Source organism: Sandarakinorhabdus sp. (assembly GCF_051860625.1).
Classification (GTDB): domain Bacteria; phylum Pseudomonadota; class Alphaproteobacteria; order Sphingomonadales; family Sphingomonadaceae; genus Sandarakinorhabdus.
Genome location: NZ_JBHYDQ010000005.1, coordinates 190438 through 203703, shown reverse-complemented (window position 1 = coordinate 203703; position 13266 = coordinate 190438). Strand labels below are relative to the sequence as shown.

The window sequence follows — 13266 nt, the reverse complement described above, 5'->3', positions numbered from 1 at the left end:
TTCGGTATCGCAGGCTCTTTGCGTCGGGACATATGGAGTCTCCTCTTTACCCATTATGCCCGCCCGCACACGAAAATCCTGACAGTCCCGGTCATGTTCGTCTTGGCCCAGGTCTCGTCGATGAACACCAGGCGGCGGGGATCAAGCCGGCCCTGATACTTCTTCCACTGCGCCCTTCGCCGCGCGATCGCCGGCCGGTTCTGCTCGATGGCGAACAGCGTTTTTTTTGAAGCGCAGTCCCTCAGACCGCACCAGCCGCCAGATCGTGACCGGGTGAACCAGCACGCCAAGCGCGGCCAGCTCGGCCGCCAGCGCCGGCATTGTCAAATCAGGTACCGCTGAAAGGCGCTCGATCAGGAACGCACGATGCGGCTCCAGCACCGACTTGCGATGCCCGCCCATCGGCCGCGCCGCCGCCGATCCCGTCGCCCGGTGCCGCTGCGACCACTTTACGACACTGGCAACGCTCACACCGAACAGGCTCGCCACCTCCCGGCACGATCGGCCCGATGCAACCGCTGCAACAACACGTTCTCGAAGATCGTTCGAATAGGGCCTCGCCATCTGATGCTGACCTCCAACCCAGCAATCAGGGTGAATCAGAAATCAGTCACCTTGGGAATCCCAAATCGATTCAGTCACCATGCAATCGAGTCTAATGCGTCAAAAGTGGCAACACTGAGAACTGAAAACCGGATACCGCGAACCCGCAGGTCTTTCTCATTCGAAAAAATAATCTGTCCGCAAGCGCGCCCAGACCACCCGAAAAGGCTTACGGCGCCACGATCGGGAAATCCCCCTTTGGCGGCTGGAACAGTCCCATGAAGCGCTGCAGCACTGCCGGGTCCCCGTTCACCTGCAACTGCCCCGCCGCGATCAGATCGGGGGCCTTCACCGCACCGCCGACCAGGCCGAGCAACGCCCGGCGCGGGATGATCAGCGTCGCCTGTGCGGTATCGGCTGCACCCTGTTCATGCAGCATCACGCCATTGCCCACGGTCACCAGATGGCGTTCCTTGGTATCCGGGATTTCGAAGGCGATCGTCATGGGCGTGATGGCGCGTTCCGGCAGCACCCGCACGCTCATGCTGTCCAGCAGCATCGCCACCGACAGATTTGCAGCGATGCCGGCGGCATTGGTGGCCGGGCCGGGCTTGATGCCCTGTTCCAGTTCCTGCGCGCCGGTGAGGTAGAAATCCCGCCACGGCGCCGTTTCGGCGCGATACGCCAATTGCCGATACACGCCGGCCAAGGCCGATTTCGCCCCCGGATGCGCCGGCGCAGCGCGCACCAGATGCGACAACAAGGTGGCCGCCCAGCGATCATCGCCTTTGGCTGCTGCCGCCTGGCCGGCGCTGAGCACCTTGGCCGGCCCGCCCATCTGCGCCACCAGCCGCCCGGCCAGATCGGCGCGCGGCAACGGATCGAGGCTGGCGGGATCGCCGTCGAACGCCCCCAGATAACGCTGATACACCGCCCGCGCGTTGAATTTCAGGCTGCCGTAATTGGGCCGGTTGAACCAGGCACGAGCCAGCGGCGCCGGCAACTGGATCGCCTCGCCGATTTCCACGGCATTGAGGCCTTGGTTCATCAGCCGCACGCTTTCGTTGTGCACAAAGGCATAGGCCTGCGCATGACGCAGCATAAAATCATTGATCGGCGCCTTGCCCCAGCGCGGCCAGAAATGGCTGGTGAACAGTACATCGGCTTCCCCGCCCCAGCGCCGGCGCGCCGCCACCAGATAATCCGCCCAGCCCTTCGCATCGCGCACCAGTGCGCCGCGCGGGGTGAGCAGATTGTGCATCGAGGCATTGGCATTTTCCGCCAGGCACAGCGCCTTCCACGCCGGCAGATAGAAATTCATTTCCGCCGGTGCTTCAGTGTTCGGGGTGAGCTGGAATTCGAACTCGACCCCGTCGATCATGCGGCGTTCGTTGCCCGGCGTGATGTTGTCGGTGGGCGGGATCAGTCCATAGGTGCCGGGCGTGGTGAGCGACGACAGCCCTGCGGACACATGGCCGGTGGGCCCGCGCGGCAAGGTGGTGCCAAACATATAGGCAGCGCGGCGCAGCATGGCCGGCCCTGCAATCACATTTTCCGAGATCGCATGTTCCAGAAACCCCTCCGGCGCGATGATCGCCGTCTTGCCGGCGGCAACATCGGCCGCACTGGTCACGCCCAACACGCCGCCGAAATGATCAACATGGCTGTGGGTGTAGATCACCGCCACAACCGGGCGCTGGCCCAGTTTTTCGGTGACCAGCGCCAGCGCAGCCCGGGCAGCTTCGGCGCCGGTCAATGGGTCGACGATGATCCAGCCGGTTTGTCCACGAATCACGGTCATGTTGGCCAGATCGAGGCCGCGCACCTGCCAGATGCCGTCTGCCACCTGGAACAGGCCATGTTTGGCGCCCAGCACCGCATTGCGCCACAGGCTGGGGTTGACCGTGGCTGGCGCTGGGCCGGTGAATTGCGCCTCGTCAGCCAGATCGCGCAGCACCGTGCCGCCGGCATCGCGGATCTTGCCATCGGGGATGCTGCCCAGATAGCCGCGGCTGGCGAAATCGAAATCCTGCTCGTCCGCCCAGTTCAGTGTGGCGGCGAGCGCTTCATTGTCGGCTTTCGCCTGCGGACTTGCTGCCGGAGCCGTTGTTGCAAGCAGCAGGGCGATCAGATGCGGTGTCATGACCAAAGGTTAGGCCCGCACGGCGGCGGCCTCAACCTGCGAAAATGCGCACGATCATGCTCTGGCTGGTGGCGGCCATCAACGTGCCATCCTGGGCAAACAGATGCACCCGACCATGGGCAAAGCCTTCGTTCACCGCTGCGGAAACAGGGGGTGGCACTACCCGCGAGGTGAACTTGCGCCCGAAGCGGGTGTTGTCCGTCACCCCGCCCGCAACATTGCCGTCACTTCGATCTCGATCTTCATCGCCGGATCGATCAGATCGGCGAAGACCACCGTGCTGGCTGGCGGATTGTCGCCAAAGGCCGCGCGCAGTTGCGGCCAGCACGGCTCAAAATCGGCCCGGTCGGGCAGATAATAGGTGACGCGCACGACATGGGCGAAATCACTGCCCGCCTGGGCCAGGGCGCGGCCGATGATGGTGAGGGCGTTGGCGCACTGGCTTGCGACGTCGGCGGGCAGTTCGCCGGTGTCGGGATTGCGGCCGACCGTGCCGGATACGAACACGAAGGGCGCGGCCACTACGGCACGGCAATAACCGACCTTGGCCTCCCAGGGGGCGCCGGAGGCGATGCGGGTGATGGTCATCGGCGTCAGCGGCGCGGCAGGGCGCCGATACCGCCGGCAAGCTGGGATGTCGCGAGGCCGGTTTCACCCAGCGTGCTGATCGCCCTGGCCACATCCACCTGTTGCACATTGCGCACCGGCAATTGCACGGCGCCATCCAGCGCCGCCACATCGCCGGCCAGCACATCCATCACCGCATCGGGCAGATCGTCGGGCTCGGCAAAGCGGCTGGCCACGGTGATGAACTGGCCCTGGCTGCGCGCATCCAGCACATCGAAGCCGATTTTCAGCAGATCCTCGACATTGTTATCGCGGCCCAGCCGGCTTGGCCCGCCCAGCACGACCGCGACCAGGCGGCGGCCATCGCGCACCGCGGATGCCGACAGCGTGAAGCCGGCGGCGTTGGTGAAGCCAGTCTTGATGCCATCCACGCCGGGCATGGTGCGCAGCAGGTGATTGTGGTTGGCCACGGCCTGGCCGCGATATCGATACTGGGACTGGCTGAACACCGGATAATGATCGGGAAAATCGCGCAGCATGGCGCGCGACAGGACCGCGATGTCACGGGCGGTGGTGGTGTGATCCGGATGCGGCAACCCGGACGCGTTGTAGAACGCGGTGTTCATCATGCCCAGTCGGCGGGCGGTTGCCGTCATCCGCGTGCCAAATGCGCGTTCACTGCCGCTGATATGCTCGGCAACGGCGACGGCGATATCATTGGCGCTTTTGGTGGCGATCACGCCGATGGCATCGCGCACGCTGATGGTGGCGCCAACGCGCAGGCCGATCTTGGAGGGTGCCTGGTTCGCGGCATGGCGGGAAATCTTGATATCGTCATCCATCCGCAGCCGTCCGGCGGCGAGTTCTTCAAACGCCACATAGAGCGTCATCACCTTGGTGATGGAGGCGGGATAGCGGGTTTCGTCGGCGCGGCGGGCATAAAGAATTTCGCCAGTGCCATGATCGATCAGGATCGCAGCATAGCGCGGTGCGGTATAAAGGCTTGCTGCAAAGGCAGATGGCGCCATCAGCGTCATCAGCATCGCAAGACTTCGCGCCAGAGCCTTGATGGACAAGTGTTTTGCTCCCTTTGCGTCCCCAGTATCAACTCTAACCTGATTGTCGCGCCGCTGCAAAGGGGCGATTGCCCGGGCTGCGGCCTGGCGCAGCAAACGCACGGTCAAACTGTGCCAATCGAAGTGCAAATTGCCGGCCCCATTGCCCTTTGTGGCCACATCTGCCATGCGCCGCCCCTATCGTTGGCCCCAATTTCTGGATGCCGCTCCCCTGATGAACGCGCCCTTTTCCCCTCTGCTCAGCCCGGTCGAGCGCCGCCGCACCTTTGCGATCATTTCGCACCCGGATGCCGGCAAGACGACGCTGACCGAGAAATTGCTGTTGTTCGGTGGCGCCATTCATGCGGCCGGTGAAGTGCGCGCCCGCGGCCAGAACCGGCGCGCCCGATCGGACTGGATGAAGATCGAGCAGGCGCGCGGCATCTCGGTCACCTCCAGCGTGATGACCTTCGAACGTGCCGGCATCACCTTCAATCTGCTCGATACGCCCGGCCACGAGGATTTTTCCGAAGACACATATCGTACGCTGACCGCGGTCGATTCCGCGGTGATGGTGATCGATGCGGCCAAGGGTATCGAAGCGCAGACCCGCAAATTGTTCGAAGTCTGCCGATTGCGCGACGTGCCGATCATCACCTTCATCAACAAGGTCGATCGCGAAGGCCGCGACCCGTTTGATCTGCTGGATGAAATTGCCGATATGCTGGCGCTGGAAGTGGCGCCGCTGAACTGGCCGGCCGGCATGGGCGGCGAGTTCACCGGGCTGTATGACCTGAAAAAGCAGCGTTTTCACAAGCCCGACGGCAGCGACAGCCGATTGGCCGGCGATGTGGTGCAGGTCGATGGCCTCGATGATCCGCGCATCGACGCGTTGGCCGGGCCGATGGCGGGGCGGCTGCGTGAACAGGCCGAACTGGCCGAAGGCGGCTATGCGTCACTGGATATCGAACAATATCGCGCCGGCGCGCTGACGCCGGTGATCTTTGGCTCGGCGCTGAAGGATTTCGGGGTTGTCGATCTGATCGACGCACTGGCCACGCTGGCGCCGTCCCCCCGCCCGCAACCGGCGTTGCCGGCGGCCGTCGATCCGATGGGTGCGCAGGTGTCGGGCTTTGTTTTCAAGGTGCAGGCCAACATGAACCCGCAGCATCGCGATCGCATCGCCTTCCTGCGGCTGGCCAGCGGGCGGTTCCGGCGCGGCATGAAGCTGAAACAGATGGCCACCGGCAAGATGATCGCCATCAACTCGCCGATCTTCTTCTTCGCGCAGGATCGCGAAATCGCCGACGAGGCGTTTCCCGGCGACATCATCGGCATCCCCAACCATGGCGTGCTGCGGGTGGGTGACAGCCTGGTGGAACGCGACGATGTCACCTTCACCGGCATCCCCAATTTCGCCCCGGAAATCTTGCGGCGCGTGCGGCTGGATGATCCCACCAAATCGAAACAGTTGAAAACCGCGCTCACCGACATGGCTGAAGAAGGCGTGACGCAATTGTTCAAGCCGGCAATCGGCAGCCAGTGGATTGTCGGCGTGGTCGGGCAGTTGCAACTGGAAGTGCTGATCAGCCGGCTGGAGGCGGAATATCGCGTCGCCGCCAGTTTCGAAGCCAGCCCGTACGATACCGCGCGCTGGATCAGCGGCACCCCGGCCGATGTGAAGAGCTTCATGGAGGAGCATCGCAGCGCCATGGCCGAAGACCGTGATGGTGCCCCGGTGTTCATGGCGCGCGACACCTGGGATCTGAACTTCGTCATCGGCCGCTACCCGGCCATCCGCTTTTCCGCCACAAGGGAACGCGCCTGATGGCGAGCCTGCCCGCAAGCGCCAGGAGTCTCTGGGGAAGCGTTTGGGGGCGGGTGAAGCCATTTCGCTGGTGGTTTGTTGTCGCCATCATCGCGCTGTTCGCGGCGTTGCTGGCCTGGCTGGTGGCGACAGCGCCGCTCGGCCGCGCACTGGAGCCGCTGCAGCAACCCAGCCTGGTGATCACCGACATGACCGGCAAGCCGATCGCCCGGCGCGGGGATTACAAGGAAGAGCCGGTGGCGATCGCCAGCCTGCCGGCCTATGTGCCCGCCGCCCTGATCGCCATCGAGGATCGGCGGTTTCATGATCATTTCGGCGTTGATCCGGTGGGCATCATGCGGGCGTTGGTCACCAACGCCCAGGCCGGCGGCGTGCGGCAGGGCGGATCGACCATCACCCAGCAACTGGCCAAGACGAGTTTCCTGACACCCGAGCGCAGCATCAAGCGCAAGCTGCAGGAGATCATCATCGCGCTCTATCTCGAGGCACGGCTCAGCAAGGACGAGATCCTGCAGAATTACCTCAGCTCGGTTTATTTCGGTGATGGCGCCTATGGCATTCGCGCAGCGGCGCGCACCTATTTCGACAAGGCGCCCGAGCAACTGGCACTGAGCGAGGCGGCGATGCTGGCGGGCCTGATGCAGGCGCCATCGCGGTTGGCGCCGTCGCGCCATCTGGACCGGGCGCGGGCGCGGGCTGCGCAGGTGTTGGCGGCGATGGTCGAAACCGGCGCCATTACCGCGGCACAGGCCAAGGCCGCCCCCCCGGCCGATTATCGGCCTGGCCGCGAGAATCTGCCCACCGGCAGCTATTTCGCCGATTGGGTGCTGGAACAGGCGCGCGACGCCAACGAAGCCGATTATGGCGAGACCGTCGTCAGAACCACACTCGATCCGAAATTGCAGCGCATCGCCGAAGACATCATCACCGACGGCCTGGCGCGGGCCCGCGGCCTGAATGTGGGGCAGGCGGCGCTGGTGGCGATGCGGCTGGATGGCCGGGTGGTGGCGATGGTCGGCGGGGTGGATTACCGGCTGAGCAGTTTCAACCGCGCCAGCCAGGCCCAGCGTCAGCCGGGCAGCTCGTTCAAATTATTTGTTTATCTGGCGGCACTGGAGGCGGGTGTGAAGCCCGGCGACACGATCGTGGATGAAGCGATCGAGCTTTGCGAACCGGGCCAGCAGCCCGGCGCCTGCTATGCGCCGAAGAATGACGATCTGCGCTTCCGCGGCCCGATCAGCATTGCCACGGCGTTTGCTGCCAGTTCCAACATCGTGGCGGTGAAGCTGGCGCAGCAGGTCGGCATCCCGGCGGTGGCTGCCCAGGTGAAGAAATTGGGCATCACCGGCGGCGTCAGCATCTATCCGGCGATGGCGCTCGGCACCACGCCGATCCCGCTGATCGACATGACGCGGGCGTTCGCGGCGGTAGCCGGCGGCAAATATCCGGTGCGGGCCACCGGCCTGTGGCGCGCCGACCCCTGGCCCGAAAAGATCGCGCCGCCAGACGCCACCAAGGACAGTTGGCCGGTGCGCGCCGACATGCTGAAACTGCTGGAATCAGCCGTGCGCAATGGCACCGGCAATGCGGCGCGGCTGCCGATGCCGACCTGGGGCAAGACCGGCACAACGCAGAACCACCGCGACGCGCTGTTCATCGGCTTTGCCGGCGATCTGGTGGTTGGCGTGTGGGTGGGCAATGACGATAATTCGCCGATGGCCGCCAGCCTGGTGGGCGGCGGTTTGCCGGCCCGGCTCTGGAAAGGCTTCATGACGGCCGCGCTGCAAGCCGAAGGCCGGTTGCAGCGCGAGCCTGAGGTCGCGCCTGTTGAAGTCGATGTGGACGCGCTGGCGCTGGATCTGGAGGGCATGGCGCTCAATCTGGACGGCACGCCCAGGCAGCCACCATCCGAAATTCCCAGCGCCGACGTGCCATCAGAGCCGCCGCCGGTGCCGGTCACTGCGCCGCCGCAGTAACCCGTCTCAATCCCCGTCTCAATCCCCGTCTCAATCCTTGTAAAGCCGGTCCAGCCGATCACCATAAACCTGGCGTAGCACATGGCGGCGGATCTTGAGTGACGGCGTCAGCTGTTGATTGTCGGTGGTGAACGGTTCGTCGGCGATGATCACCCGCCGCACCTTCTCGATCACGCTCAACCGCTGATTGACGCGGTCCACCGCGGCCTGCATCGCGCGCACGAATTCAGGTTCATCGCGCAATTTGTGCAGGTCGGCGGGCAGCCCCTTGTCACGCGCAAAGCCCAGCGCCCATTCGGTTTCCGGCACGATCACGCCCACCAGATAGGGTCGCTTGTCACCCTGGACCATGGCCTGGGCAATCTCGTCCTGCAGGGTCATCATGCCTTCGACGCGTTGGGGGGCAACATTGTCGCCCTTGTCGTTGATGATGATATCCTTCTTGCGATCGGTGATCACCAGATGGCCATCCTTGTCGAGATGGCCGATGTCGCCGGTGTAGAGCCAGCCGTCTTTCAGCGCCTTGTGGCTTTCGGCATCGTTCATCCAATAACCGTCCATCACCAGTTCGCCGCGCACCAGGATTTCGCCATCGGCGGCGATCTTGACCTCGACGCCGGTCAGCGGCGGGCCGACCGTGTGCATCTTCAGCCGGGCGCGCGGGCGGTTGCAGCTGATCACTGGGCCGGCCTCGGTCTGGCCATAGCCTTGCAGGATGGGGATACCGATGGCGGTGAAGAAAATGCCGACCTCCGGATTGAGCGGCGCACCGCCCGCCACCATGCCGCGCAGGCGCCCACCGAACTTGGCACGGATCGATTTGCGGATCGTGCGCTCCAGCGCCTGATCAATCAGCTTTTCCGCAAGGTTCAGCGCCTCGCCCTTGGCTTCCTTGCGCGCGATGCTCAGCGCCTGATTGAGCAGGGTGATCGCCATGCCGCCCTGTTTCTCGATCTGCTTGGCGATGCGCATGCGCAGCACTTCGAACAGGCGCGGCACCACCACCATGAAGGTCGGCTTGGCTTCCTCGATGTTGCTGGCCAGTTTCTCGAGGCCCTCGGCATAGACGATCTGCCCGCCCATCCCCATCGGCATATATTGGCCGGCGGTATGTTCGTAGGCGTGGCTGAGCGGCAGGAAGGACAGGAAAATCTCGCCCTTGGCTTCGGCCGGTGGATCGGGGAAGTCCTGTTCGATCACGGTGATGGCGCCGGAAATATTGCGCATGATCGCGCCATGATGCTGGCGCACCCCGCGCGGCGCACCGCCGGTCCCGCTGGTGTAGATCAGGCAGGCCAGATCTTCGCGGGTCATGGTGGCGCGCGCGCGCACGCCGGCGCGATCTTCGTCCAGCATCGCACTGCGTGCTGCGATCAGCTTGCCCCACTCATGGATGGTCAGGCCCTGCACGTCGGCCAGCGGCTCCATGGTGATGACGATGCGGCACGCATCGGTCGCCAGCATCGCCGGCAGCAGATTCTTGGCCAGCTTGGGCCCGGAAACCACCACGGCGCGGGCGCCGCTGTTGGTCAGGATATGGGTGTGATCGGCTTCGGTGTTGGTGGTGTAGGCTGGCACGCTGATGGCGCCGGCGGCCATGATCGCCAGATCGGCCATGCACCATTCCGGGCGATTTTCCGACACGATGCACACACGGTCGCCGCGTTTGATGCCAGCGGCGATCAGCGCGGCAGACAGGCTGGCCACGATGTCCCGCGCTTCGCCCCAACGAATGGCACGCCATTCGCCGGCAATCTTGGCGGTCAGGAACGGCAGCGACGGCTGTTCATCAGCCCGATCGAGAAACATCGCCACCAGATTGGGCGTCTTGTCGATGCGGTCTGCAATGGCGGCGGGCCGCAGCGGCGGCAGTTTCGGCAACATCAATCTCTCCCCGCGTGGCGTTTATCACGCCTACCGTGTGGTGTCAGTATCCCGCCGGCCGGCCTTCGCCGCGCGCATCGGCACCGCCGCGCCAGCCGCCCGCCACGCGCTGCACACCGTTCAATTTCAATGGCAGCGCAGTGGCCACCGGCTGATGGCCCATGGCGGTGAAGGCGGGGATCATCCCTTCCAGAAATGTGCCCGTCTCCACCGCAAAACGGTCGCCTATGGCGATCAACTGCGGCAGCGCGATCGCCTGTTCGACGGGCAGGCCCCAGTCCAGCACGCCGATGATGGCCTTGGTCACCTGGGCGACGATGGTGACCCCGCCAGCCGCGCCGATGGCCAGGATCGGCTGACCCTTGGCGTCATAGACGATGGTGGGCGACATCGCCGAGCGAGGCCGCTTGCCGGGCTGGACATGGTTGGCGGTCAGTGCGCCCTGATCCTCCGGCGCGAAATTGAAATCGGTCAGCTCATTGTTGAGCACGAAGCCGCCGGACACCAGGCCGGAGCCGAAGGTCTTTTCCACCGTCGATGTCCAGGTGGTGATATTCCCCGCGCTGTCGGCCACGGCGAAATTGGTGGTGCCGGCCACTTCATTGTCCTTGGCGGTCACACGTGCCGCAGGCGCGCCGGCCGGCATGCCGGCAGTAGCCTTGGCAATGCGGCCACCGGCGCTGATCAGCGCAGAGCGAGACGCCAGATAGGCCGGATCGGCCAGGCCCTTGGTTGGCACGCTGACAAAGCCCGGATCGGCAATCCATTTTTCGCGATCGGCATAGGCGAGGCGTTGGCTTTCGCCGAACAGATGCCAGGCCACCGGATTGTCCTTGCCCAGCCCGGCCATATCAAAGCGTTCGATCTGCTTGAGCATGGCCAGCACGCCGACCCCACCGGACGAAGGCGGGCCCATGCCGCACACCTTGTATTGGCGGTACTTGCCGCACACCGGCTCCCGCACTTTCGCTTGATAGGCGGCCAGATCGGCCAACGTCATCGCGGTCGGGTTGGCGTCGGCGGTGGTGACGGTCTTGACGATGGCTTGCGCGATTTCGCCCTTGTAGAAGGCGTCCGGCCCCTGCGCGGCGATGGTGCGCAACGTGGCGGCGAGCCTGTCGTTGCGGAACATCGTGCCCGCCTTCAGCGGCGCGCCATCCTGATCATAATATAGTGCGCGGCCTTCCGGCCCGGCCTGTTTCAGACTGTCCTGCCCGAACGCGATGAACCGCGCCATCGTCGGCGAAATGGTGAAGCCTTCGGCCAGGCGGATCGCTGGTTCAAATAATTTGGCCCAGGGCAGCTTGCCCCAGCGCTTGTGGGCTTCGGCCGCCAGCGCGACATTGCCCGGCACGCCGACGCTGCGCCCGCCGGTGGCGGCTTTCATGAACGGCAGCGGCTTGCCGGCATCATCCAGGAACTGGCGTGGGCTGGCGACCCCGGGCGCCTTTTCGCGGCCATCGATGGTGCCCAGCGCGCCCTTGGCCGGCTGATAGACCATGAAACCGCCGCCGCCGATGCCGCTGGATTGCGGTTCGACCACGGTCAGCGCCAGCATGGTGGCAATGGCCGCATCGGCGGCGCTGCCGCCCTGTTTCAAGATGGACAGGCCGGCTTCGCTGGCCAGCGGGTTGGCGGCCGAGACCACCGCCTTGAACGGCCCGGCGCCGGCACCAGCCGCCGCCTGTACGGGGCCGGAGTCGGCGTCTTTCGGGATGGGCTGCGCCACGGCGGCGGTGGCGAGCAGGGAAATGGCGAGAAGAGCAGAGCGGATCATGATGCTGGCACCTTAAGCCGATTTGCGTGCCTGAAAAGTGGCTAAACCGCTGGTCCAGTCACAGATCATGCTGCAACACGCGAACATCCGACACGCGGAATCCCAGCGCGCGGTAAAAGCCCAGCGCTGCATCATTGTCCTTGCGCACCATGAGATTGAGCCGGGGCGCACCGGCCTCACGCAGCCAGTTCATGGCGGCAACCATCAGCGCGCGGCCGTGGCCGGCCCGGCGGCAATCATCAGCGACCGCGAGATAATAGACCCAGCCGCGATGGCCATCATGGCCGACCATCACCGTGCCGGCGAGACGCGCGCCAACATAAGCGGCAAGGACGGTGGAGGCTGGCCCGGCCAGGGCGCGGCGCGCATCGGCTAATGGGTCATTCCAAGGTCGGGTCAGTCCGGCAGCTTCCCACAGCCCGACGGCTGCCGGGATGGCTTCGACTGGCAGCGGGGCGATCACCCTACGGCCTCCATCACGCTGGCAAAGCCCTCGCGACGCAGCAGGGCCGCCAGCTCGGCCTTGATGCGCGTCACCTGCCCCGGCCCGTGATAGACGAGCGCTGAATAGAGCTGAACCGCGCTGGCCCCGGCACGGATGCGATCATAGGCGTCCTGCCCCGATGCGATCCCGCCGACAGCGATCAACGGCAACTGCCCACCGGTTTCGTTGCGGAACCGTTGCAGCGCCGCCATCGCGAGCGGTTTCAGCGGCGCGCCAGACAGGCCGCCTGCTTCGCCGGCATGGGCACTGGCCAGGGCCGGCCGCGCCAGTGTGGTGTTGGAGACGATCAGGCCGTCGACGCCGCCATCGATGCAGGCCCGCGAAATGGTCGCCCAATCATCCTCGCCCTGATCGGGCGCGACCTTCACAAATACTGGGACTTCCAGTTTTCCGCGTGCCGCCATCACGCGTGCAATCAGATCTGCCAATGCCGCGCCATCCTGCAAGGCGCGCAGGCCCGGCGTGTTGGGCGAGGAGATGTTGATGGTGACATAGGATGCCAGCGGCGCCAGCGCGCGCAGGCCGACCGCATAATCATCGGCGCGGTCCGCACTATCCTTGTTGGCGCCCAGATTGATGCCGACGACGCCGGGCCTGCCGCGACGGGCGCTCAGGCGGGCATGGGCAAATTCCACGCCCTTCGAGTTGAAGCCAAAGCGGTTGATGACGGCGGCGTCTTCCACCAGCCGGAACAGTCGCGGCTTCGGATTGCCCGGCTGCGGCCGCGGGCAGACGCTGCCGCACTCCACAAAGCCGAAGCCCAGCTTCAGCATCGCGTCCGGCACTTCGGCATCCTTGTCGAAGCCGGCGGCCAGGCCGATCGGGTTGGGCAGCGCCAGGCCGGCAAATTGCGTGGCGAGAACGGGATCATCGGCCGGTGCGGCCGGCGCCAGGCCGGTCTTCAGCGCTGCCATGGTCAGATTGTGCGCAGCCTCGGGATCGAGCGCGAACAGCAGCGGGCGGACGACAGCGAACATGGGGTTGCGCA

The 13266-nt window shown here is 65.0% G+C and carries 10 protein-coding genes and 1 pseudogene; 2 read left to right on the top strand and 9 right to left on the bottom strand.

Annotated features, from left to right (window positions below):
* Positions 1-92: 92 nt before the first annotated feature.
* From ACTIEZ_RS07095 to ACTIEZ_RS07075, 5 genes and pseudogenes are all read right to left on the bottom strand, one after another.
* A pseudogene (locus ACTIEZ_RS07095) lies at positions 93-564 on the bottom strand (IS630 transposase-related protein); the annotation flags it as partial.
* Between the two features lie 208 nt (positions 565-772).
* A complete protein-coding gene (locus ACTIEZ_RS07090; protein WP_439545960.1) occupies positions 773-2686 on the bottom strand; it encodes an alkyl/aryl-sulfatase in 1914 nt (637 codons plus the stop codon).
* 31 nt (positions 2687-2717) lie between these two features.
* A complete protein-coding gene (locus ACTIEZ_RS07085) occupies positions 2718-2891 on the bottom strand; it encodes a hypothetical protein (protein ID WP_439545959.1) in 174 nt (57 codons plus the stop codon).
* Positions 2888-3274, bottom strand: coding sequence for a RidA family protein (locus ACTIEZ_RS07080; protein ID WP_439545958.1), 387 nt, complete (start codon positions 3272-3274; stop codon positions 2888-2890). The genes ACTIEZ_RS07085 and ACTIEZ_RS07080 overlap by 4 nt, the downstream gene beginning before the upstream one ends.
* Before the next feature lie 5 nt (positions 3275-3279).
* Entirely contained in the window at positions 3280-4329 is a 1050-nt protein-coding gene (locus tag ACTIEZ_RS07075) for a D-alanyl-D-alanine carboxypeptidase family protein (RefSeq protein WP_439545957.1), read from the bottom strand.
* Positions 4330-4543: 214 nt separating this feature from the next.
* Between ACTIEZ_RS07075 and ACTIEZ_RS07070 the strand changes: the two genes are divergently transcribed.
* Positions 4544-6136, top strand: a complete 1593-nt coding sequence (locus ACTIEZ_RS07070; protein WP_439545967.1) for a peptide chain release factor 3 — start codon at positions 4544-4546, stop codon at positions 6134-6136.
* Between the two features lie 53 nt (positions 6137-6189).
* Positions 6190-8112, top strand: coding sequence for a transglycosylase domain-containing protein (locus tag ACTIEZ_RS07065; RefSeq protein ID WP_439545956.1), 1923 nt, complete (start codon positions 6190-6192; stop codon positions 8110-8112).
* Between the two features lie 30 nt (positions 8113-8142).
* Here the strand turns inward: ACTIEZ_RS07065 and ACTIEZ_RS07060 are convergent, their stop codons facing one another.
* From ACTIEZ_RS07060 to ACTIEZ_RS07045, 4 genes are read right to left on the bottom strand one after another with little or no spacing between them, the layout of a single operon-like run.
* Entirely contained in the window at positions 8143-9996 is a 1854-nt protein-coding gene (locus ACTIEZ_RS07060) for an AMP-dependent synthetase/ligase (RefSeq protein ID WP_439545955.1), read from the bottom strand.
* A gap of 43 nt (positions 9997-10039) precedes the next feature.
* On the bottom strand, positions 10040-11773 hold the full coding sequence (ggt, locus tag ACTIEZ_RS07055) for a gamma-glutamyltransferase (RefSeq protein ID WP_439545954.1): 1734 nt from the start codon (positions 11771-11773) through the stop codon (positions 10040-10042).
* A gap of 58 nt (positions 11774-11831) precedes the next feature.
* The gene (locus ACTIEZ_RS07050; protein WP_439545953.1) at positions 11832-12236 is read right to left on the bottom strand and encodes a GNAT family acetyltransferase; all 405 of its coding nucleotides are present in this window, start codon (positions 12234-12236) and stop codon (positions 11832-11834) included.
* Entirely contained in the window at positions 12233-13255 is a 1023-nt protein-coding gene (locus ACTIEZ_RS07045; protein ID WP_439545952.1) for a quinone-dependent dihydroorotate dehydrogenase, read from the bottom strand. Before ACTIEZ_RS07045 ends, ACTIEZ_RS07050 begins: the two co-directional genes overlap by 4 nt.
* Positions 13256-13266 lie beyond the last annotated feature (11 nt).

Coding starts and splice junctions, on each gene's coding strand:
- ACTIEZ_RS07070 (WP_439545967.1), top strand. CDS start 4,544: ATGAACGCGCCCTTTTCCCCTCTGCTCAGCCCGGTCGAGCGCCGCCGC.
- ACTIEZ_RS07060 (WP_439545955.1), bottom strand. CDS start 9,996: ATGTTGCCGAAACTGCCGCCGCTGCGGCCCGCCGCCATTGCAGACCGC.
- ACTIEZ_RS07080 (WP_439545958.1), bottom strand. CDS start 3,274: ATGACCATCACCCGCATCGCCTCCGGCGCCCCCTGGGAGGCCAAGGTC.
- ACTIEZ_RS07045 (WP_439545952.1), bottom strand. CDS start 13,255: ATGTTCGCTGTCGTCCGCCCGCTGCTGTTCGCGCTCGATCCCGAGGCT.
- ACTIEZ_RS07090 (WP_439545960.1), bottom strand. CDS start 2,686: ATGACACCGCATCTGATCGCCCTGCTGCTTGCAACAACGGCTCCGGCA.
- ggt (WP_439545954.1), bottom strand. CDS start 11,773: ATGATCCGCTCTGCTCTTCTCGCCATTTCCCTGCTCGCCACCGCCGCC.